22 protein-coding genes are annotated in these 21,653 nt (G+C 42.1%); 6 read left to right on the top strand and 16 right to left on the bottom strand.

Translation table 11 applies throughout. From position 1 onward, the window contains the following. The 3 genes from HGBM_RS28630 to HGBM_RS25570 form a co-directional block, all read right to left on the bottom strand. The coding region (locus tag HGBM_RS28630; protein ID WP_019123931.1) for a KAP family P-loop NTPase fold protein at positions 1-1,627 on the bottom strand (1,627 nt) is incomplete at its 3' end. 589 nt (positions 1,628-2,216) lie between these two features. Beyond that, positions 2,217-3,044: a hypothetical protein gene (locus HGBM_RS25575; protein WP_019123929.1), complete on the bottom strand. Its 828-nt coding sequence runs from the start codon at positions 3,042-3,044 to the stop codon at positions 2,217-2,219. Between the two features lie 297 nt (positions 3,045-3,341). Further along, positions 3,342-3,566 carry a DUF4250 family protein gene (locus tag HGBM_RS25570; protein ID WP_019123928.1) on the bottom strand — a complete coding sequence of 75 codons (225 nt, stop codon included), beginning with the start codon at positions 3,564-3,566 and terminating at the stop codon, positions 3,342-3,344. A gap of 208 nt (positions 3,567-3,774) precedes the next feature. Here HGBM_RS25570 and HGBM_RS25565 point away from each other — a divergent pair, with 208 nt between their 5' ends. The 4 genes from HGBM_RS25565 (at position 3,775) to HGBM_RS25545 (ending at position 5,848) form a co-directional block, all read left to right on the top strand. Further along, positions 3,775-4,224, top strand: coding sequence for a hypothetical protein (locus HGBM_RS25565; protein WP_019123927.1), 450 nt, complete (start codon positions 3,775-3,777; stop codon positions 4,222-4,224). Positions 4,225-4,277: 53 nt separating this feature from the next. Next, positions 4,278-4,517: a hypothetical protein gene (locus tag HGBM_RS25560; RefSeq protein WP_019123926.1), complete on the top strand. Its 240-nt coding sequence runs from the start codon at positions 4,278-4,280 to the stop codon at positions 4,515-4,517. A 256-nt stretch (positions 4,518-4,773) separates the two neighbouring features. After that, on the top strand, positions 4,774-4,965 hold the full coding sequence (locus tag HGBM_RS25550) for a hypothetical protein (protein ID WP_019123924.1): 192 nt from the start codon (positions 4,774-4,776) through the stop codon (positions 4,963-4,965). 298 nt (positions 4,966-5,263) lie between these two features. After that, the gene (locus tag HGBM_RS25545; protein ID WP_019123923.1) at positions 5,264-5,848 is read left to right on the top strand and encodes a type II toxin-antitoxin system PemK/MazF family toxin; all 585 of its coding nucleotides are present in this window, start codon (positions 5,264-5,266) and stop codon (positions 5,846-5,848) included. A gap of 461 nt (positions 5,849-6,309) precedes the next feature. Here HGBM_RS25545 and HGBM_RS25540 read toward each other — a convergent pair whose 3' ends face one another. The 12 genes from HGBM_RS25540 to HGBM_RS29195 all read right to left on the bottom strand — a co-directional run bounded on the left by HGBM_RS25540 (position 6,310) and on the right by HGBM_RS29195 (position 19,337). Beyond that, complete coding sequence (locus HGBM_RS25540) at positions 6,310-7,179, bottom strand: sensor domain-containing diguanylate cyclase (RefSeq protein ID WP_019123922.1); 870 nt, start codon at positions 7,177-7,179, stop codon at positions 6,310-6,312. A gap of 204 nt (positions 7,180-7,383) precedes the next feature. Further along, positions 7,384-7,575, bottom strand: a complete 192-nt coding sequence (locus HGBM_RS25535; protein ID WP_019123921.1) for a hypothetical protein — start codon at positions 7,573-7,575, stop codon at positions 7,384-7,386. Positions 7,576-7,608: 33 nt separating this feature from the next. Next, positions 7,609-7,740: a hypothetical protein gene (locus tag HGBM_RS32195; protein ID WP_019123920.1), complete on the bottom strand. Its 132-nt coding sequence runs from the start codon at positions 7,738-7,740 to the stop codon at positions 7,609-7,611. Positions 7,741-7,913: 173 nt separating this feature from the next. After that, positions 7,914-9,749 carry a TnsD family Tn7-like transposition protein gene (locus HGBM_RS25525; RefSeq protein ID WP_026074656.1) on the bottom strand — a complete coding sequence of 612 codons (1,836 nt, stop codon included), beginning with the start codon at positions 9,747-9,749 and terminating at the stop codon, positions 7,914-7,916. Positions 9,750-9,755: 6 nt separating this feature from the next. Continuing rightward, positions 9,756-11,258 (bottom strand): ATP-binding protein, encoded by a 1,503-nt coding sequence (locus tag HGBM_RS25520; protein WP_161605106.1) that lies wholly within the window; start codon positions 11,256-11,258, stop codon positions 9,756-9,758. 112 nt (positions 11,259-11,370) lie between these two features. Then, positions 11,371-13,509, bottom strand: coding sequence for a Mu transposase C-terminal domain-containing protein (locus HGBM_RS25515; RefSeq protein WP_019123917.1), 2,139 nt, complete (start codon positions 13,507-13,509; stop codon positions 11,371-11,373). Then, positions 13,493-14,344, bottom strand: coding sequence for a heteromeric transposase endonuclease subunit TnsA (locus HGBM_RS25510; RefSeq protein WP_019123916.1), 852 nt, complete (start codon positions 14,342-14,344; stop codon positions 13,493-13,495). The genes HGBM_RS25515 and HGBM_RS25510 overlap by 17 nt, the downstream gene beginning before the upstream one ends. Positions 14,345-14,468: 124 nt before the next feature. Then, a complete protein-coding gene (locus tag HGBM_RS25505) occupies positions 14,469-15,044 on the bottom strand; it encodes a site-specific integrase (RefSeq protein ID WP_019123915.1) in 576 nt (191 codons plus the stop codon). A gap of 131 nt (positions 15,045-15,175) precedes the next feature. After that, positions 15,176-15,673, bottom strand: coding sequence for a hypothetical protein (locus HGBM_RS25500; protein ID WP_019123914.1), 498 nt, complete (start codon positions 15,671-15,673; stop codon positions 15,176-15,178). Positions 15,674-16,047: 374 nt separating this feature from the next. Next, positions 16,048-16,413: a four helix bundle protein gene (locus tag HGBM_RS25495; protein ID WP_019123913.1), complete on the bottom strand. Its 366-nt coding sequence runs from the start codon at positions 16,411-16,413 to the stop codon at positions 16,048-16,050. Continuing rightward, positions 16,410-16,898 carry a hypothetical protein gene (locus HGBM_RS25490; protein ID WP_019123912.1) on the bottom strand — a complete coding sequence of 163 codons (489 nt, stop codon included), beginning with the start codon at positions 16,896-16,898 and terminating at the stop codon, positions 16,410-16,412. The genes HGBM_RS25495 and HGBM_RS25490 overlap by 4 nt, the downstream gene beginning before the upstream one ends. A gap of 192 nt (positions 16,899-17,090) precedes the next feature. Next, a complete protein-coding gene (locus HGBM_RS29195) occupies positions 17,091-19,337 on the bottom strand; it encodes a phage/plasmid primase, P4 family (RefSeq protein ID WP_019123911.1) in 2,247 nt (748 codons plus the stop codon). A 279-nt stretch (positions 19,338-19,616) separates the two neighbouring features. Here HGBM_RS29195 and HGBM_RS25480 point away from each other — a divergent pair, with 279 nt between their 5' ends. Next, positions 19,617-20,594, top strand: coding sequence for a ParM/StbA family protein (locus HGBM_RS25480; RefSeq protein WP_019123910.1), 978 nt, complete (start codon positions 19,617-19,619; stop codon positions 20,592-20,594). Beyond that, positions 20,587-20,859: a hypothetical protein gene (locus tag HGBM_RS25475; RefSeq protein ID WP_019123909.1), complete on the top strand. Its 273-nt coding sequence runs from the start codon at positions 20,587-20,589 to the stop codon at positions 20,857-20,859. The genes HGBM_RS25480 and HGBM_RS25475 overlap by 8 nt, the downstream gene beginning before the upstream one ends. Positions 20,860-21,439: 580 nt before the next feature. On the opposite strand, the gene HGBM_RS25465 is transcribed toward HGBM_RS25475, so the two are convergent. Further along, positions 21,440-21,653, bottom strand: a 214-nt coding sequence (locus HGBM_RS25465; RefSeq protein WP_173391412.1) for a restriction endonuclease subunit S, incomplete at its 5' end; no start/stop codon positions are given.

Below are 21,653 nucleotides of genomic sequence, written 5' to 3'. Positions count from 1 at the left end.
TTACAACCTTGGGATGGTCAATTTCATTATTGGCCTTAAATTCTTCTACTTTCTTTTCTAAGAATGTATCGTTTAACTCTTCAGAACATAGCTCATTAACCCACTTTCTTTCTTCTAAGGTCAAGTTTAGACTTGATATGTTTTTTTCTTTTATCGATTCTTTGGCCAGGTAAAAATACTGTCTCAAATCATAATTATATAAATTGGTTGGTTCGACTTTTATCCACTGTTTAATGATAGGTTTTAACCAAGGACTATTTTGGTTTATTTCGTTGTCATGCTGGTTATCGCCACTTTCTTCTTTTAATACCTCTTCTTCAATTTCTTGTAAGGCCAAGGCATAACCGTCATTTTCTAACTGCCATTTATAAAGTTCCCTAAATAGATCAATGTTTATGTACTCTAGCACCATGAGCTTAGCTAAGAGTGACAGATCCAAATTAAGTTTTTGTATTTCCGATAGTTTTTTTCTTACATAAAAAGTATTTAAAAATCTCTTTGCTTGACGTGGATTGCCTTTTAGTGTAGTAGCGATTATATCAGATATTCTACTAAAAACATCCAATTGAAGTTCAAAGTCTTCTCTTTTCATGTTATTTTTAAAGCAGTCCCACTCGCTTTGTTTCTCTAAATCCAAAATCGACAAAATATCATTTTGATTAATGATTTCCCCTTTAACAAAGATGTTTTTTTCTTTTAATTTAGTTAGTAATTCGTCTAATTTTGATTCCTTCAAAAACATTTCACAGATTAATAACAACATGTAGTTTTTGACTTCTAAATCTGAAAGCTCGGGTATTCTAATTGGTAGTTGAATTATTTTTTCTAAATAATCCTTCGATATATCAATGTCATCTTTCTCAATGTGGGGATACTTCCGTTTGATAGAATATCTAATTACATCCTCATCCATTGCTATAATAAAGGTCGTTTTCTTAACCGACAAAAAAAGTTTGATAGCCTCAAGTGTCTCAACTATACGATCAGGATTACATCTGTCTAAATCATCAATAATAATTATTAGATTGTCGATTTTAGAATCACTTATTAATTGCTCAAATTCTTCTCTAAATTTTCTTATATTTTCGACTACATTATCTTGACCACTTTCTTTTATTAAGTCTTTCGTTTTTAAAATTGCATTTTGTAATTTCTCTAGTTCCTTTTCATCCTTCCAATCAATCCCTTTAACACCCTCCAATAACAAAGGCAAAGGATTGCCCATAGATAAACTGAGCATCATTGGAATCCCTTTCAAAACTAAACCGCCTAATCTAATCCAATCTACCCGATCCCGAAGTTTTTTAAATTTGTCTCCCAGATTTTGTGAAATTGATTTGTTTTCTTCTATGGCACGCAATATTACTTCCATTAGAGCCGTCTTAGCATCATCGTAACCTTCAAACATCCAAGCATTTACAAATATAGAGACTATATTACCTTTATCAGAGCAACTATTAATTTTGTTTTCAATTAAATTAAGTATCGTTGATTTTCCGCTTCCCCAGTTTCCTAACAAACCAATCGTTACAGGATTCATTCTCTCACTAATTGCTATTTCAAAGATCAACTCCGCATACGGCTCATACGAAAGCATATCAATTTTTGAAGCGTTATCTGCCCACATTTTTATCCCCCACAAACATCGATTTCCACTATCCCCCATACCTCATTGTAATACTTGCATACAGATTTTCAATAAAGCTACTTGATCACGGAGTGAGTTGAAAGTAACCCAACTCTTCCGAAAAGGTATCTTATCGGAAGAGTTCATTGAAAATAGATAACCCGAAAATCAAAAATGCCCCATAATCCTCAATCATGGGATTACAGGGCACACTGTTACATTATCCACCCATTCTTCTCAAAGCAATGATCCGCAACGCTTTTTTTGCCAATCGAAACACTTCAGGTTCTTGGGCAGGCCTAAGGACTTTCTTTGACGTATTCCCTTTCTTCCCTTTGTAGCTTTTGAAGATTTCTTCTCGATCCATACTGAATACCTCTGTTGGCTAAATTCCTCAAACGCATTACTGTGATAAAACCTTTATGGAATATCAAACTTACAAGCCGACTATTTGATGAGTCGCGTATCGGTTAGCGACAGACTAGAAAACCGACCATTTATTCGTCGCATGTCGGTCAGCGACAAACTTACCTCACCCATCATTATAACCAAAAACTGGACAGTTTCAATGGATGCCAACAACGCCTAATCAGGGATTGTCCAAGGTTCGAGAACGCAACAATTTCTGAACCAGCGGGAGTAGCAATTCATGTGCTGATGAGATGAGCTTTCTGGTTAATCTGTCATAAACGCCTTGTCTCATTTGGCGATAAATCGCTTCGATGCATGCCAATATGCATTGAGCAACTTTTTCGTCAATTAACCTGGATCCGCTTGCGTTTTGCATAACCGACCGCAACCTGGACGATTGATTCAAATAGGTACTGTCGATAATATCTGCTTCACATAACACGTGAATAAGTTCCAGCAACCTTTTTTCGTGCTGATTTTCATACCGCTCCAGCAACGCCTCCACATATTCTTCTAAAACATGATCATTCCAGCGAGGACACAACTCTTCAAAGAACAATGCCGCCAAAGTCCGAAAATGATGCGGCACATCAACCCTTGTTGAGGCTTGGATGACTTGAAACTCAGCGGATGATTGGGGTTCAAAAAACGAAGACTTCACTTTGGCTATTTGATCGTTAATCATCTTCCCATCAATCGTCGGCACTGGCGGATAACCCCACAAGACATCGCCGCTCTTGTCCAATTCAAAATGTTCAATACGGCAATTCACCCCGAACAGGGAAAACAGCCTGAGAAAAAAGACGGTCAGGTCTTCTGCAATCAGGAAATTTTTGTTTTGATCTTCACTGCAAATTGTTCCCGTTATCACAACCGTGTTACGTTCCCCGACCGAACAACGTACATCACGAACATAACGATTATGAACAGTATCAATCGGCCGAAAATCAGAGACAAGATTTATGCCCGAGATAATCAGCTTAAATTTGGTTTGAACCCTGTCCACGCAAAGCCCCTTACCTTTCCTTATAAATGTGTATGTGGTTGAAATGAGGTTTCCAATCATTCTATAATGTTGTCAGATACTTTTCTGTTCATCGGGTGTATAATTAATGATAACGCTTTTACATGGATCAAAACACAAATCTTATGAAAAGAGCACCTCCGCTCGCCAGAGTCGGTCAGGTGCTTTCGATATTTTTCTGGAGTAATTTATTTTTTACAAACTTCGGTAACCGTAATATAACAAAGGACAATCCATATGCATCGAACAATTGCAAATGGGAATCTATTCCTTTAGGGACTAGGACGGATTAACTATGTCAGCTCCAACACAATGCACAAATTGATTTATTTCTGGCACAAAAATATATCCGTGTTGGTTTAGTTCCCTTTTTATGTCGTCCACATCCAAGAACATGTCATCTGCCAGTTCCTCCAAAGAATCGAAACCGCCTTGTTGCAACTGTGTATTGATGAATTGAACTCTTCTATCAACGGGAAACCGATAAAACTGGTGTCCGTACACCAAAGCCCCTCCTTCTATCTGAGAGTTTTTCTTTCTTTTTATTCTAGAAAGCAACAAAAAATTTAATATGCAGAATTGGTTCTATACCGTCTGAGCTTTATTGCGTTAAATCATAAAATTCTGGAAAGCAAATTTAATGAGGCTTTTATTGAATGAGGGCAATTGAGGCGAAAAGACTTTATGGCAGTGCGGAAAGAAGGTGAGAGTGATGACGATGCTTTTCGAACTTGAATTTTCAGAAGCGATAAGTGATTTTTCTGGTGTATTAGACCGTGTTCAAAACCTGATTCCTGTTGCGATCAAGCCTAGAAAACAATCGGAAACGCATACTTTTCTTTTGAATGATACTTTGGTACAGCAGTTGCTTCAGGGAGTCAAGTTTGAAGTCAAATTGTTCAGAGAAGAAGATGGTTCCATTACACTCGGCATGGATGAACTTGAATTGTACGCCAATGGTGAAACTGAAGAAAAGGCTCTTGAAGAGCTTGCAGAAGATGTGATGATCTACGCACAAGAATACATGGAAGACCCCAACCGATATTTCAATGCACCAAATCATTGTCATCATTTTCCGTATCTCTTTAAAGTGTTAATGTGCAAGAACAAGGAAGAAGTTAAACAAATGCTTTTGGAAAATGCTGTGTTTCAAAAAGCATAACCATCATAATGGGCAAAAAACGTGCCAAATCAGACTCAGAGAGGGTGATGAACATGACATGGAAGTTGAGTCAGGCAGACAAATGGTTGTTAGCCGAAATTGCAACGGAATTGGAAGAGCGTTTCGGCGTATCCAAATTGAAGGCTGAAAAGTTGATCAAGAAATCAAATGTGTTGCCAATGCTAATGCAACGAGCAGACTTTGTTCATCATGAAGGAGCTGAATCCTGGGCAGACACGATTGCGATGCAAAACAATCTTGCTCGAAGAAGCGAAGAGGGAATGAATGTGTAGATGAGGAGGGGCAAAGGAAGCGGAAAAGGAGTAAAGGAAATCGCAGAGTGGAAAATAACTGCCGCATGTGCTTCTTCCAAAGATGGGGCGTTATTCATCATTGACGGAAAGAGAAGAGGTTTGTTCGCCGCAGATATTAGCCGAAGGGCATTTACTGATTCTAAGCCCAAGGGCAACCAAAAGCAGTCCATTCAGGGCTGTTTTTGGTTTCTTCAGCACATATGTTCGTTTTTAAACATGGGAGGTATTGAAGGATATGAACATTGTCCGTGAGGAAATGGAGAAGCAATTTATCCAAGGTTTTGAACTGGCGAGATCAAACATTCGGAAAGAATTGATTGATGCGATAAAAGAGGGCGAACCTGAACGGGTTATCAGAAGGCTTATTAGGGCTGGCGAATTTACCGATGAAGAAGTTAAGGAAATTTATGAAGAAGCGAAGAGGTAATGAAAAAGGTTGATAGGTTAAATTAAATTGGTTGACCATTCCTTTTTCTCCAAGCATATTTTGTCGCGGGCAAATCACCACATCCATAAACGGGAGAGGGGATTGTAGGAAATATCTGGTCGTTAGAGTTGTTGTAAGAAAGCTGAGGAGATTTTCCTCAGTATTTATTTTTAATCTCTTTCTATTTCGGTGTTTGTATTTTCCGCGTATGAGGATAAGATATTGACGAAAAAAGACGATTCATTCATTCCATGATATACTTAGGTTATATTATTGCTTTGTCGAAAAGGAGGTCAATATGTCAAACAACTCACCATTGTCTCCCCAAGGTAATATTTTAACAAATCCTAGCGAAAGTATTGAGCAGACTGATACTAATTTTCAAAAGAAGTTAACAAAAGTGGTTGCATTGCGTAGGTGGAAAAAGGTCAAAATAACGCTTGCTAAAGACTGGATAGACACTGAATCTGTGCTAAAATCAAGAGGTCTTCAAAGGTTCGCTGTATACTTATGTAACTTAGGAGAAAATATAGGAAATGAACAGAATGAAGAAAGACCCGTCATTATTATTTCAAGGAATTCTCAAAATGCTACTGCAGGAAATGTAATTGTCATTCCCCTTACAAAGCAATTAAGGTGTCGCAAAGATCAGAATGGAAGAGTTATTCGCAACAAATTCGGAAACCCTATACCGAAATATGATTACCATTATTTTTTGTTCAAAAGCAAGTATACGTTCCTTGATTATGATTCAAATGTTAAAGCCGAGGATATTACAACTGTAAGCAAAATCCGCATAGGTAAGCATTTGGGTAATATCACCGATCCACAAGACATAAGGAATATTGAAAAACGGGTCAAGGCTATATTAGAACTTCGATAAAAATCTATTGACATTAAAGGAAATCATCGATACTATGATAATACAAACAATTTACTTAGTCCGCCAGGTAAAAACCTTGTCGCGGACAACTCACACTTTAATTTGTGGTTATCTTTTAGGAGAGGCTTCTTTGCCTCTCCTTCGCCCATTTTAACATTTTCATGTATAAAAAAGATAAAGATACATACAATTATAATACTTAGCCTGCCGAATGTGCGATGGTTACATTTTGTCGCAGGCAAGTCGCCCCGTCCACACGGGGATTGAAGAAGACCGTTTAGGGATGAATTCGCCCAAAGCGGTCTTCTGTTTTGTTTCATTTCAAGTGAATAATTTCGCCTAGCTTAGTGCATATTGCTGTTTTGTTCTAAACAAGTTACAGACGATAAATATTAAAGGGTAAAGGGCATCCCTTCTTGCGGATAAGATGCCCCCGTTTTTATAGTTTTTAACAACAAATCTCAGCCCTTTTTTCCAAACTTGTTGTCATACATGTTCCGATCCGCTTCCTCGAATAATCGTTCCATGTTCCCTTTGGACGAATGAGAATAAGCGTATCCATAGGACATCTTCATTGCCCAATCTCTATTATTGTAACTGTTTACGGCTTCACCTATTTTTGCAACCAGATGATCTACTTCCGTTTGTTCCAATTCAGCGGCCAGGATGGCAAACTCATCGCCGCCAATTCTTGAAATAAGCACTTTTTCCGACTGAAAATTCATCAGAATTTTGGCGGCTTCCTTGATAAGCCGATCCCCTTCCCTGTGTCCAAAGCGATCATTCACCGTTTTCAGTTCGTCCAGATCGCACAGGATGATCGCGATAGGAACATCTACTTCATCGTCGTATCGTTTCATCATCCTCTCAAAAAAATTCCTGCTAAAAGCCCCCGTCAAAGCGTCATGCGAGATCCGATACTCCAGATCTTTCTGGAGCCGAATCCAACCATCGATGTTTCGGAGAATGCCATGAATTGCAATGAGCTCACCCTTCTCATAAACAGGCGTGGCCAGCTCTTCAAACCACCGTTCTCGTCCATTTTCATCCAGCCAACATTGAATGATGGGCTTGTCATAGTCAAAATTACCGCTCCATTTTTTCTGGATAATGTCACGGAAATCAGGGTGCAAACGGTAGTAAATGAGTTCAGATTGCTCATAGCATTGCTGTACCGAGCCACTGCCGAAATAATGTTCCAAAGCCGCGTTGACAAACAACACTTGAGGCTTTGGTTTGACAAGGCAATAGTATATGATGTCCTTCGATTGCATCACGATCTCTTTTAACTTCGATGTTTCGAAATGATGGTCGGCAGTTTCTTTATCCATTTCCTGAACCTCCTGAATTCTGAAGGGATGAAAAACCGTCTCTCCGTCACATATTGTTTCGTATGTGATCAATGGCTCGCACCGTTTTCTTCCAAAGCTCATTCATCTCTAACTGAAAATCCACTTTCATGAACGGTTCGTTGAACCTGTCACCTTGGCTTTCCTTTCTTACTCTGTCGGTTTCTGCTGTTCTCCCATCATGTCTTAGGGACCGATCACTTTATCCACGATTTGCTCAATCACTACCTTGCCGCCTTGCCTGTAACCGACAATAACCCGCCCCCCATCGAGGATGGCAAAGGGCTCACCGTCTTCCAGGTCATGCAGTTGATCCTGGACAGTTTGCTTAATCTTTTCTCTCAGCTCTTCAGATACCTGAATCTTAAAAACGATCATTTCCCTTCCCTCCCAATCCACCATGTTCAATCCCTAAAACAGCAACGACTTGAAAAAAGAGCCGATCACGATGCCAGCACAAAGCATGAGCAAACAAGCTACGGCTTCAATAAGGGCGTCCTGAATCAGATGCTCATCCTTCATTGTTTCCATCATCTTTTTCACGGTCCTCACTCCTCCATGTCTAATTCAGTTATAAAGAAAACAGAATTAAAAACGCCCAGTCTTTCGACTGAGCGTTGGATTGGAAATTTATGGTTTTTTATGCAAAATGAACAATGGCCCATTTTCCGTCTTCCCTTATTTCAATGATTAACCTGCGAGTTGAAATTATCATATCAAATCTCTTTCAGCATCTCAACGAAAATCGAATCGCGTTTCCTGAAAAACTCCATTGGAGCATGTTCCTTTCGAATGCCCGCAATTCTGAGCACTTTCCATTCCTGCAATGGTTCGTCTTGCCGTTTCAACTCCGCCATAGCCCACTGAATTTTTCGCCACCGATATTGTTTTTCGCTTTCGACCGTTTTCTCCAAGTACTTCTTGGTTTCGGGCAGTCTATCCAAATGCCGTTCCAGTAAAGCCCTCACGCCAGCAATCGCCGCGATTCGGCCCACTGTCAATCTTTTGGGCTTTCCGTTGGATTCAAGAATTTGACTTACTGCATCCTGGACTTTTGCTAACACTTCAAGATCGCGTTGATTCCAATCGACCCTATTATTCCTGGTCTTCTTTTTGCTCGGCTTAGGAGAATGCTTATCGAGCCAAATCCGATCATTTCGATACAAACGGGCGTACAGTGCGGAATTCAGTTTCCGAAGCTCGGTTTTGGATAAATTCGGATGTTGTTGTTGAAGGGACAGCCACTCGGTTCGATCGCGTTCCCGTTGAGAATTCCGCCGTCCATCCTTCACTTCCTTTCCCCTGATATGATTCTTAACGGTCATGGGATCCGCATGAAGCCGCCGTCCAATTTCTCGCAAACTTAAGCTCTCGTTAGCCAGCCTCAGGCAGGCTTGTTCCCAAACCTCCCCATATTGCTTAACCCTGGATTTTTTGTTTTGGTCACTTTCTCCAGCCCGCCTCGTATAAACAAATCCGCAGGAACATGCAAAGGTTCCAATCACTTCCTTGGTTATTTCACAGGTGCTTATGGTTAAATCGGTAATCACCTTTTGTTGATAATGTTCCGCCGCGGGATTTAGACAAAGCCACGGTCCATCCCCAAACGGCTTGTACTGTTCGTCTTGTTCAAACATTTCCTCAAGCGAGATGCCCAAAAAATTCATCAAAAGCAGATGTCGCAAGGAAAAAAAGGATTTCCGATGTTTTCTGACCATCGCCGCAAGCCAGTGAAATTCTCCCCGCAAGCTAGACTGCAGTCGTCCCAGAAACTCATTTCCATAGTATTGTATAAAATCCCGTTGAAGTTTTGCTTGATCCACTTTCCCGCTGACGGGAGAAGCATAATGCTTTTGCCGAAGCCTGGATTCATAATGCCTTTGGAACCAATCGAGCGGACGATGAGGAAAACGCTGTGTGAGCAAGGCTTCAATACCGTTTCCTATGGAACGGTAATGCGAAAGCAGTTCCGAATCCGTTATGAACGCAACCTGATCCAAAGGACAGTTTTCTTCCGTCGGTTCCGCAAACACATGTTTGTTCGTTTGCCGCAGGGCAACCTTGCTGTGGTTTAGCCACGTTCCATGTTTGACGCATATATCCCAGCCAGGAATGTGATGCATGCGATGCCAATACAGCTCACCGTGCCGCTCCAAATCTTCCCGAAAACAAAGGGGGCAGTAGCGAAAAGTTGGCGAGTTTCGAATCGAACTTGCCATTACTCCCGCCTGGGCATAGATCCTTTTGCCGCTTCCGCTGACCATCGCCTCCAAAACAGACTTTGCCTGTCGTGGAGGGAGAAAAGCGGAATAAAAGGGATACATCGTGTGATCCATAATCAATCGTTCCGCCGTTATTTTGGAACCGACAGGAAGCCGAGCGACCAACGCCCCGATATGAGACGGCAAATCCACGGAAGCCAAGACGTTGTTCTTGCCGAACAAATCCTGAAGCAGGTTCTTGGGACTTGGATCTCCTGTCCGCTTACGATAACGAGCACAGACGGAATAGAGCAGTTCATCTGGGTATGGAGTGGGGAAGAATACCAGCACTTGCCATCACCCCGCACACCAATTGTCGAGTCGGATCACGCCTGCCTGTTTCAGAGCTTCATAAGCGGTCATCCCCTCTTCCTTGCCCTTTTTCACAAGCAACCGCAAGTCACGTTCGTCTTCCGAAGGGTTTACCTTCCCGCCTCGTCTGTCCTGTTTCTTTTGAATAGATAATTGAAAAGCCGCCTTGACGACTTCATTGACATCGGAAGCATTCGGTTGCTCGGTTAACACGGCTCTCACCAGTTCTGAAGCCTGTCGTTCGGAAATCCCCAATAACTGAAGCCTAATGATGGCTTCGTCTTTCACCCGCACGATTTGTTCTTGCCTCGATTCGGTTCGTTTTCGGGATTCCTGAACGAACGTTTGCACGTGAATTTTGTTCTGCTCCCGTTGCAGAAAATCCGACACATCGGGAACGGCAATGTCTCCGTAATCCAACATTTGCGTTTTTCGTCCATCCCGCAGAGCATCGAGCATGGGGCGGATGAGTTTGAATTGTTCCTTCGCCACTTTGCGAATTAAATCGGCAGTGATCCTCTCTTTTCCAGTGACGATTGCCCGTACTTGCGTCATGGCGAAAAGTTTCACGGCAATGTCTGGGATCCCTTGCGTCTCCTCGTACATCACATCAGACAATTCCTGTGTCAGCCCTTCCACATGCCTTGTCCACTGATATTGCCACAATCCTGACAGAAACAAAGCCCAGTTTCCATCTTTTTTCAACCGATCCCACAGAAAACCGCCATGCCCACTCAAGTTCCTGCGTGCCTGGCGAAATTCTGAGGTAAGCACCTTCAAACTTTTCGGTGTGCCCACGAGCAGAACAGGGATTTGGGCGGTGTTGATCAGGGTCGTAAAGAAATTCAAAACTTGGGAAGCACCGCCGCTTCTAAAAAGACTGAGATGTTGTATTTCGTCGACGACTAAGATGCCAGTCCCCATGTTTTGCAACACTCGGGACAAAATCGGGATCATCACGTTCGTTGACCATCTTCCATTTCCGTACCTGTCCAAGTATTGTGTTCCCAAAAGCGTGTCGATGGCGGAAAACAACTGCAAACATAATGCTTTCAGACTGCCATCATAAGGGGCCTCCAAACGAATATGCGTGACCTGGTATCTGGGAAAGTCTTGTCCCTGATACTTGGAATGAACGATCACTTGCGGGAAGAGGGAAAGGATTCGGTTCAACGAACTGGTTTTTCCCGCTCCCGAAATACCAATTAACGCCATGCTTTTAGCAGTCGAATGCGACGGATGAACATTGCCCCTTTGCCCCGTGTCCTCTGTTTGGGATAATCGCCTGATAACGCTTGGCGAAAGCGGATTGCGATCCAAATATCCGCTCCGAAGTATTGACGAGATCGCGTCATAAAGCATCAGATGTTGTTCCAAAGGTTGAAAGTATTGGGAAAGCCGTTGCGGGATCAGGTGAATGCGAAGATGCGGTTCCAACTGTCTTTCCAACGAATCCATCGGCGGATAACTGGACAATGCTTCGATCACCTGTTCAGGCGACAAAATGTCGGGCAACGCCTCGATCCATGGATTTCCCGCAAAATCTGAAATGACCTGCTTTCGGTATGTCGCAACAGCCGCTTCCGTTCCGTTTGGCAGTTTAACGATCTCCATAAAACGCATCCTCCTGCTTTTGTTTCAACAGCCCCAAATAGCTTCGTTCTTCCTGAACTTCTTCATCTTGCTGTTCCAAACGTTCACTTGTCGAAGACCTCACCAACGAAAAACTTTCCTGTTTTCTGTTTCGTTCTTTCTCTTGCCGCCTGTTCTCTCGGATGTCCCTCAGTTTTTGCGATTTGGGCAAAGGAAGGGATTCTGCACGGGTTTTTCTCTTGGCTTCCTCAACTATTGCTTCAATTTCCGCCGCGAGTGATATCCGATCTTTCAATTCCAGGTCTTGCGATTCCGCCTGATTTTGTTTCTCCCAAGCGAGCAAATAATTCACATCTTCCAGGTTTTGATCCCGATACCGTGCTTGGGACTCCAGTAAATTGCACACGTCGTACGATGTTCGGCCTAACCGCAAAAATATCTGGTTGACACTCCTCGGGTCAAACGAAACGGCCACCTTCCATGTGCCATGCGTACGGGCGTGGACAAACCATTTCTCCTTCAACGCCGTGGTGCAACTGTAGTACATGCCTTGGAAACGGATGCCGCCAGGCGTCACCGTCGCTTCCGCCGTCGGCAACAGATTGAAACGCAAAATATCTTCCGACACCCTGCGGAGCCTTCCCGAACGGTGCTGGATGCCAAAGTTCCAAAGATGAATAGGAATTGGCTGGACATCTTGGGCAATCTGATCAGCATCCCGCTGGTACCCTGTCAAATAATGTCGATTGTTGTAGTACAACACACATTTAATGAGGATTTGCGTGAACTCTGGGATGGTGAGAGCGGCGTTCAGCCGATAATCTTTGGCTCCCCGTTCCTGAAAGTCCTCTTGAATCGCCCCAGGCAAGAATGGTTTTACATGCGTTTGAATAAGGTCAAAATGTTTTTCCACCACCGCTTTCCAGTCGGGGCGGTACGGGGAGGTGTTCTTCACCGCAATCTGCAAATGCTCGATGATGGACAACGCCTTGTCGGAAAGCAGTTCCCCTCTGTCCGCCAGAATCGATTCGGGCAGATACATGCATGGCCAATCTTCTTCGCGGATCTCGATTCCAAATTGACGGCACCATTCCACCTTCGATTCGCACGCATTTTTCAACGCCATCATCGCTCCTTGCCAGCTTGGTCCCTCCAGCCCAACGTATAGACCTGCGACCATTCGGCTGTATCCGTCCATCACCAGGTACAGCACAGGACGTCCGATGATTTTCGTGCGGTCAAACGAACTGACCAAGTAAACATCGGCAACCGTTGCATCGATTTGATAGACGGATCCTGGACCAAACACATCCTGCTGGGTGGAACCCAAAACGGGGCGGTACCGTTGATGGAACTTTTTTGCACTCTCCCGCAGGGAGATCTCTTTTTTCAGGTCTCTCCATTTCCGATACCAGTATCGGAATTGCGGGAATGAAGGAATCGCCGTGCCGCTTTCAATGACGGGAAGCTCGACTCCGTTGTCCAGTTTGCGATCCTCAGAGAAATATTCCTTCAACATTTGTTCATACGCCCAGCGGAGGGAGGGGCGATTTGCTTTATAGTAATACTTGTCCAGGGCAATCCGAAAAATCTTTTTGACCTCTTCGCTCACGTTCATTTCCCCGTAGATGGAATCAAACTTTTTGGGCCTGCCCAGTTTCCTTGCCGCCTGCCTCCGTTCTTTTCCCTTGCCGCCACGGTTGGCAAAATCGGGCAACACCGCCAGCTTGGTTTTGCCGCGACTCCAATACCGTTTAAGAATTCTCCCGATCTGCTTTTCCGACAACCCAAACATCTCCGCCGCCTGGCGAATGAGCTTCGACCGTTCGGTTGAAACGAAAATTTGCGGCTCAACATCCTTTGAAGCAATCGCCTGGACGATTTGCCAATCCGTTTCCCACTTCTCTTTTTCCTTTTCCGACAGCATGTTGGGATTCACAATGCAGGTCCACGGGTCAGATTCTTCAATCACGATTAAGCCTTGCTCGATTCCGTAATGGATATCCTCCAGCCAACGGCTTTGGGGAAATTCCCTGCCATGAATGTCGATGACAAAGCAGGCGGTCTGTTCCGAATCGATCCAAAGGATGCGTTCAAGCCGTTGTTCGCCGACATAGTGGATCACGGTGTTAACGCACAGCTTCAATTCCCATCTTCCCTCCTTGGAGCAAAGCGATCTTCAGTCCGATCTCTTTGGGTGTTGCGGAAAGTTGAATTTCCTCGTCCATGTTGACATGGATGAGTCGGGAAGCGATCAAATACCTGAACACCAAGAGACCTGTTCCCGCCTCTTCTTTCATCTCTCTTTCGAATGAAGCAAGGATTGAACGGATACTTTGGTCAGAGGATAACAGTCGTTCCTGCAGTATCGAGGCATATGCTTGGATTTGCGATATCGAAAATCCGTAATCCTCGACATTCAAGGCAGACATTACCCATTCAATGTTGCGGCTTCGTTGAACGGGAATTTCGTGCTGGGTCACAACGGCAAAATTCACCTGGCGGGATTCCCAATACCGCCGCTGAATCTCCAGTCTCTCCAGCGTCGCCTTTTTCTCCAGTTCGGCGGCATCTTTGATGGCACGGGCATACTGGATTTCCCTGCCTTGATGATCCTTTGCCGTTATGACAAATGTCGTAGTGATCACATGAGGCACTTCCGTTTTGGGATCCTTGAGCCGCTTTAACAACGACTCATCCAGATGATCCAGGATTGTCTCCACATCAAGGAGCGGAAACTGTTCTTTGATGTCCACTGTAGATTCGTCCCATTCCAGCAAATAAAAGTACCGAAGTTGCGTATCGGTGAGCAGATGCACCACACGGTTGCACTTTCTTGAAAATACTCGGCTTGCCCTGCCGCGACTGGGAATATCCATCACCGTCAGCCAGGGACGGTAGTTTTCACGTTGGCCTTGACCCCGACCTTCTGACAAAAATCGTTTCAGCTTTGCTTCTGTCCAATCTGAGCTTCTTGCCAATTGAGTCGCCTCCATTGCCTGAAAAGAAAAAAGTGCCACGCGTAAGCATATAGACAACAGCGTCCGTTTTTTTTGAAACGGTGCTGTGCCCATATCTCCACGTGGCACTTTCAGTTACCTTCATTCACAAATTTACCTGCAAATAAATATTATCAAGGTCTTCTTGAAGCAACCCCAAATATCTTTTCGTCTCTGCAATTGATCGGTGGTTTAGTGCTAGCGAAATGTAATCCAGAGATATTCCGCTTTTAAATGCCCAATACCCCCACGTTTTTCGCATGCCATGCGTCCCGAAACGATCAGGAATTGAACACATATCACACGCTTGGTTCAAAATAAGTACAGCCTGTTGTCTTGTGATCGGCTTATTTTCTCCTACTCTGCTTCGGAACACATAGTTTTCAGGATTAGGATCGCTGATCTCCGCCATATATTCTCGAATTGCTTTTGCTAAATTTGGGGTTACGGGAAACCGTTTATATTTTCCTGTTTTCTTTTCATGAAGTTCAATAAAATCAGCTGGCTTATTATTGATCCATATATGTTTAATTTTTAATCTTAGAATATCAGATATGCGAAGAGCAGAAGAGATTCCAACCATAAATAACAGGTAATCCCTTTTGCTTTTTCCTCGCAAATAACTTTTCATCAGCTCAATTTTCTTTTTATCTCGAATGGGGTGAACTACATTCAGATACAAGTCCCTCCTCAGATAAGTTGACATATTTAGTATAAATGGACCATTTTGTAAAGTTCAAGTGCTATGGATAGATTAAATTCATGAAATGTATTGATATTAACAGACTTTTTACTTTACAAAACGGGATTGTGTCAAATTCGCGTTATTACTCTACCAACAGGACAAGCAACATATTGAATCTCCTTTGAATCATTTACCCAATCATTTGTGAACAAAACTCTATAGCATTTTTCATCAAATATTGTTTTTTTCTCACTTATTTCATATAAATCACTAAGGGTTTTAACCTGGTATTGCTCCAAGATTTTCTCTGACAATTCTACCTCAAACTCAATGTGATCAAAAAAAATCATATTTAACCTATTAAAGTCCAACAATTCTAATGTAACGTAACATTTATAGTTAGTATAAATGTAGATATCCTTGTCACCGCTATGAATAATTTCGGACTTTCTTCGAATAGATCTGTTAAACCCAAATATTTTTCTAATCAATTTCCAATATTCTTTGTCTGTTACCTTTAAGTACAAAACAATATCAACATATTCTTTTATCCAAGTTTCCCGTTCAGGGTAATGTCTAATAATATTGCAAAAATAGTGTATGTCTTCATATTTTTCAACTTTCATTTCCAATTCCTCCTTTACTATCACACTGCATTTAATCAATAAAAAAGTGCTTAATGCATATAGTCCGCAAAGCGAGTTTTTTTTACATCGCCCAACTATATGCATTAAGCACTGAATCGTCCGTTTTAAGGATATCTATTCTAGAGAATAATTAAAAACTTTATAAAATGCAACTTTTACTTTACCAATCAACATTTTCTCATAATTGTTTTATTACGTATCCAGTTATCCAGTTATGGACATTTTCTTCCCCGTTCGCCGCCTTTTACGGCGATTAAGAACAAAAAAACTTGTCACATAACTTATTAAGGCTTAAACCAAATGATGTATGTATAGTTGCACCCCCTCTCGGGGGTGCGGTATTGTGGAACGATTCAAGCGGATTGGTTATTGTCCAACCGCTTGAATATTCCTGCCATGATTCGGCGAAGTTCCTGGGCTTTCTCATCCAGCCGCTCGAACGTGTCTCTATCAATGTAGCCCTTTCTGAAAGCCCTTTCAATCCAATAGCGGGTCTCGTTAGCCGATCCGAATGCGATCCCCAAGTGGTACCGCTCACGCCCTGCATACTGCCCGCCATTCGATTCAGCGATGTTTGCACCGATGCTCGTGACACATCGTATGAGCTGATCCACCAGCCGATATTTTTCTTCCTGCGGGAAGTTTTTAACGATTTCATCGATTTCGTCTTCCAATACAATCGCTTTTTGATAAAGCGTCAATGTCTTGAAGTCCTTCAAATATTGTTGCAGTTCACCTCACCTCCCTCTTTTAGTTCACGTGTTGCATAAAAATCGATGAGATTCTCTTCGATCACGGAATCCCAGTACCAACTGGTACATTCAAAAGTTTCAATGCCTTTCGCTTCAAGCCGATAATAAATTTGAATATCATGTTCTTGGCACCAGCTGTGCAGTGAATATCCATTTTGTTCAGATAAATAATCATGGAGTTCGGCTTCCGTAAGGACATGATGAGGTTCGACTTGCATTTTGAACAAAATGAGATAAACATCCTCCAAATTCAACTGCAAGACATCTCCGCCATACATTTCTCCAGTGCAAAGATTTACATAGGTATACAATTCCATTTCACCTGGGATATAACTCCTCCATGCAACGTTAAACAGTTGTTTTACATCCAGTTTATCGATAATACGTTGTACATCCTCAAGGGGAAGAACTGGTTTTCTGCCAATGCCTATGATGGATCCAATTTCAAACAAAATTAAGCAACCTCCTTTTTTTGACAACCAAATTCTTGCTACAACCACAGGGGGGGTGAAGGAGCCATTTTATTAATAGGAAAAATTCCAGCGAAAAAATTTTTCATTATATCAAAGGGTACCTTCACCCCTTCCCCCAGGGGAAAAAGAGAAGGCATCCCCCCACCCCCGTGGTTGTTATCATGGTTGTCATTAAGCAATTTTTTTGTTGAAGCAAATTCCTTGAAAAATGGCTCTTCTGGTTTTGGGCTCATGTTTACGTTTAATGGATGTACCGTAAAACTGCAAAAGTTCTGTAACAAAAATATTAATGGGTTTAGGTTGCATACCATTCATCTTGCAAACTTGAACATAGTGCTCGTACAGTTCCTTGCTATAGGTTTTTGCTTCCGCCGAGAAAATGCAGTAATTTTCAACAAACCATTGGACGCTGTTATTTCTGGATTTATAATCATCAAGTAATTCCTTGGACATACGATTTTGTGAAAATACATAATTATTTGATGCCAACCGTTCCAGGCCTTGTAACGCCCATTGAGCAATGCCGTCCAATTCCTCCTTCAGCTCATCAAGCAGATTTGGATTGATTTTTTCCTCGGGCACTTGATGGATGAAGGGAACAATTAATAACCGCCGATAAAAGCCGTCAGTATGATCAACAGGGTTAACAGGCAATTGATTGCAACTGAACAATAGACGAGCCTTGTTTTTAAATGAAAACGGCTCTTTAAACTTTCGTTCGGCGTGAAGAATGTCTTCACCCGTCAATATTTTAAAAGCCGCTGCATCGGCCAAAGGTTTTGCAGGCAGGTCAGCACATGTATTCAGCAACTTGCCGAACAAAGTTGCTTTGTCAAATCGTTCCTCCAGTTTCTGCAGAGGCACATGGCTTGTATTTGATTCTCCAATGAGCGACTCTATGAGTCCAATTAAAGTAGATTTTCCTGTCCTTCCAGGACCATAAAATATGAAGGCTTTTTGTGCTTTTGTTACAGGGACCATCAAATACCCCATTATCTCTTGAACAACTGGAATAACATCTTGATCAAATGTCTCAGAAATGAAGTTCAAAAACTTCGGGCATTCTGCCCCCTCAATATAGGAGCAGTTTATTTGTATTTTACTGATGAACTCTGGAGTATGCGGAACAAATTGCTTCGTCACCCAGTTGTACAGCCCATTTTTGAAATTTATGATGGATTCCTGGTGTTCTGTAAAATCAACAGCATCTTTCGCGAGCCGCATTTTCCATAGTTCGAGCGTATCTTTAACGTGGTTTGCTTTCATATGATCGGTTAGCAGATGTTCTTGAATAATAGAACGGGCTTGCATATCCTCCAATTCTACATACACACCGTTCTCGTATTTGTGCAGACTGTCCCCAATAAATTTCACATTTATCGATTGATATAGATGTTGTGCCAACACGCCAGGTTTAAAGATTAATTTGCTCGTGCTGTCTTTCTTTTCATACCATGCGGGCAGTTTCGTTTGCGGTTTTTCAGACCGATTCCCCTTGTTGAACTTCGGATCGTAGACGACATTGCAACTATCAATGGCTTTTTGAATGGTTGCGGCACCATAAGTCATTCCGTTACTATAATGGACTTCATCCCACTTTTTTCGATATAAACCTGATTCCCGAAAGATTTGATCCATCAACGCAGGATTTTTTCCCGTTGCAAAAGCCAACGCATTGCAAAAGGCCAAGTCCGCTTGATTTTGCGTGTTGTAATGCGGTTGCCAATGTCCTCTGTATAAATCCATAATTTGTTGATGATTTTTCATTCGCGAAAGAACCTTCATTGCCATATCCGCATCCGATTGTTGACGTTTATTTCGCGGCTCCGAAACATTAACATATCTTGAATGATCATATATCGCATCATTTGACATCTTCTTCGCCAAAAAAGTGTTGTAAATCCGAATGAGTTCCACCGTTCGTTCCTGGATCTCGTTATAACCCTCGATAACCTTCCCTGATATCGTGAAAAAGCGATTTCGATCATAGATTTCCAAACCCAAAGTCTCATTTTTATTCCTGCCTTGCGGCAAAATCCCCTTGCAAATGATGTGAATTCCCTTCCCGCTCGGGGACATCTCCGCATAACTGCCCATTTGCTTCACGATATCCATTGCGAAAGACGTTAAATTCCCATTTCCATCCACGCAATGGTCGATATCGATCCCGACATACGGGTCATCACTTGTAAAAACAAAGCCAATGCCATCCAGCTTAAATGTCTGGTATGCATGGATCGCCTCTTCAAATGTCAACCAGTTCGAACGGATATTAATATTTACATTTCTGCGGGTGCTCGGCATCACAGGAACTTTTTGAACACGATTTTCGTTGGGTCTTGCTTCCCAACACACCCACTGTTTCAAGTTTTGTAGCTCAGTTGGAACCTTTTCTTTTAACGTTGCAAGTTCAATCATTGAATCCCCCCTTTGTTGTTTTGACCCTATCTTATTTTCTTTATGGATTTCAGAAAACCGATTTTGTGTCGGACACCGTTCGAGCCTTGTCGAACCCCTTGATTTTATTGGTTTTTTGTCACTTGACATTGGACTACTGTAAGACTTGACAAGCTGAAAAACGGTTGATTTAACGTGCGACATGTTCATATATCATCCGACAAAAAAATGCGACCTTATCCGACTGAGTCGCATCGCAAGTGCATATAATCTATCAAACTTCAAAAAGGGGGAATGTGAATGCACAATAGATTTTTGATTGCAATCGATAGCGGAAAACATTCGACCAAAGCGATCATGAAAGACGAGGAAGGCTTGCAGAGGGTTAAGTTTCGAACCCTTGTGGAAGAAGTCGAGGATTTCGGGGCTGATATCTCCCCCAATTCCGATCTTGTGGAGTTCCAGGGGAAATCATTCTTGGTCGGTGAAATGCTGGATGAGAGCAAGATGGATTATCGCTTAACGAAACACAACCAAACTCACCAGATATGCATCTACCTGGCCATTACCAAACTGTTGCAAAAATCCAAACGCTCCATTGCCTTCGCAAATATTTGCCTAGCGACCAATATACCGCTTAGTCTTTACAAAAACGAGCGGAAAAAACAGGCATATCAGGATTTCCTCCAAAATGGCGGGGAACCGATTTGCCTGAAGGTGAACGGCAAAGCATTTGTTTTTCGGATTCACCAAATTTACGTGCTCCCAGAGGGCATCGGTCCTGTTTACAGCAATATCAATGAATTTCGTCACAAACGCAGTTTGATTATCGATATTGGTTCCTTGAATGTGAACTTTCAAGAATTCACGAACTTAATCCCTTCCTACCAGCAGATGATTACCGCTGACCTCGGGGTCAATCTGCTTCGAAGCAAAATTTCTGATGCCTTAACCAGCAAATACGGAACTACCATTTCAGACAATGATGTTGAGCGTTTATTTCGGGATAAATATTTGTTTCTGAATGGCAAAAAGCAGGAAGACAGCAAGGAAATCATTGACGGGTTAATTGCCAATCATGTAAAGGAAATTTTCAATCACGCCAGAAGCAGGAAGATCTCGTTCAACAATACGGAGGTTCATTTTGTCGGTGGAGGGTCGTTGTTGCTCAGGGATGACATTCAAAAAGAGTATCCTGCCGCCATCATTCATTCCGATGCCCAATTTGCGAACGTCCTCAGTTACCTCAAAATATTGGGAGCAAAGCAAAATGGGTAAACGAATGAGGCTCTCGATTTCGTTCAAAGAGCAATATAGGCATATATACGAACATTTGAAATCGGTGCCCAATAAAAGCGATTACATTGCACAAGCGGTTGAAGCCTATATGAACCATGGCAGTTCGGATCTTCATGATCAAATACGGGAAATTGTAATGGAAATTTTGCAGAAAAGTCCAGTTTCATATGTAAATCAGTCAAATATCGAGCAAAGTGATGTTCTTTCCAAAGAAGATGCCGAACTCCTTAATCAGTTGTTTTAATCTGAAAAAATCCTTTTGTCAGCAATATCAAGGGTTTGGATTATCATGTGAATTCGATCATTGGATCTGCAATATAAATGGGAATGTTCAAAGGGAAAAGGTAAAGACAATTGCAACGCCTGCAAGGTTTGACAATACGCTTGCAGGTGTTGCTTTTATTTTAAATTTGGTTTTTCCCATCGGAAAATGCAACGTCATAAAAGGATTGAAACACGACTCAGGATTTTGCATCCAACCACCTTAGAACGTTGAAGCAATACCGTAAGAATTTGCAAAAACGCAAAAGCATGTTCTACGATTAAGCTTGAGTCGAACCAGAACAACGGATTTCCATTATAGTTCAACCACGGATAAAACTGCATTTTACACGGACGTTGTTGCAACGCTTGAAGAGGTTTGAAGCACCCCTGGTGATTTTGCCAAGCATTTTCCTTGTCGAGTGATGAATTTTTTTCCTATATATAGGCTTTATGTTTTCCGAAAGTTGCATTATTGCAACTTTTAGCAAACAAAGAGCAGAATCACTTTATGAAACAAAAGAAGAGACGTACTCATGTCTCCCCCAAAATCTCGAACAACATCAATTTATTTGAAATGCCTTTTGTAAGACGGCATTGAACAAAATCTCTTGCTTTTTTCTTAATTCTCCAATCTGATCATTAAGTCTATTAGTAATATCTAACAAAGAATCTATTTTTTGTACTATTCTTTTTTGCTCATTTAAAGGAGGAAGTGGTAAAAGGAAATTCTTTATCTTTTTTAAGACCAAGTTTTTATTGCCTACCCCTTCAGTT

This window comes from Brevibacillus massiliensis, assembly GCF_000311785.1.
GTDB lineage: Bacteria > Bacillota > Bacilli > Brevibacillales > Brevibacillaceae > Brevibacillus_C > Brevibacillus_C massiliensis.
The sequence above is the reverse complement of the archived record's forward strand: the minus strand, read 5'-3'. Positions and strand labels throughout refer to the sequence as shown.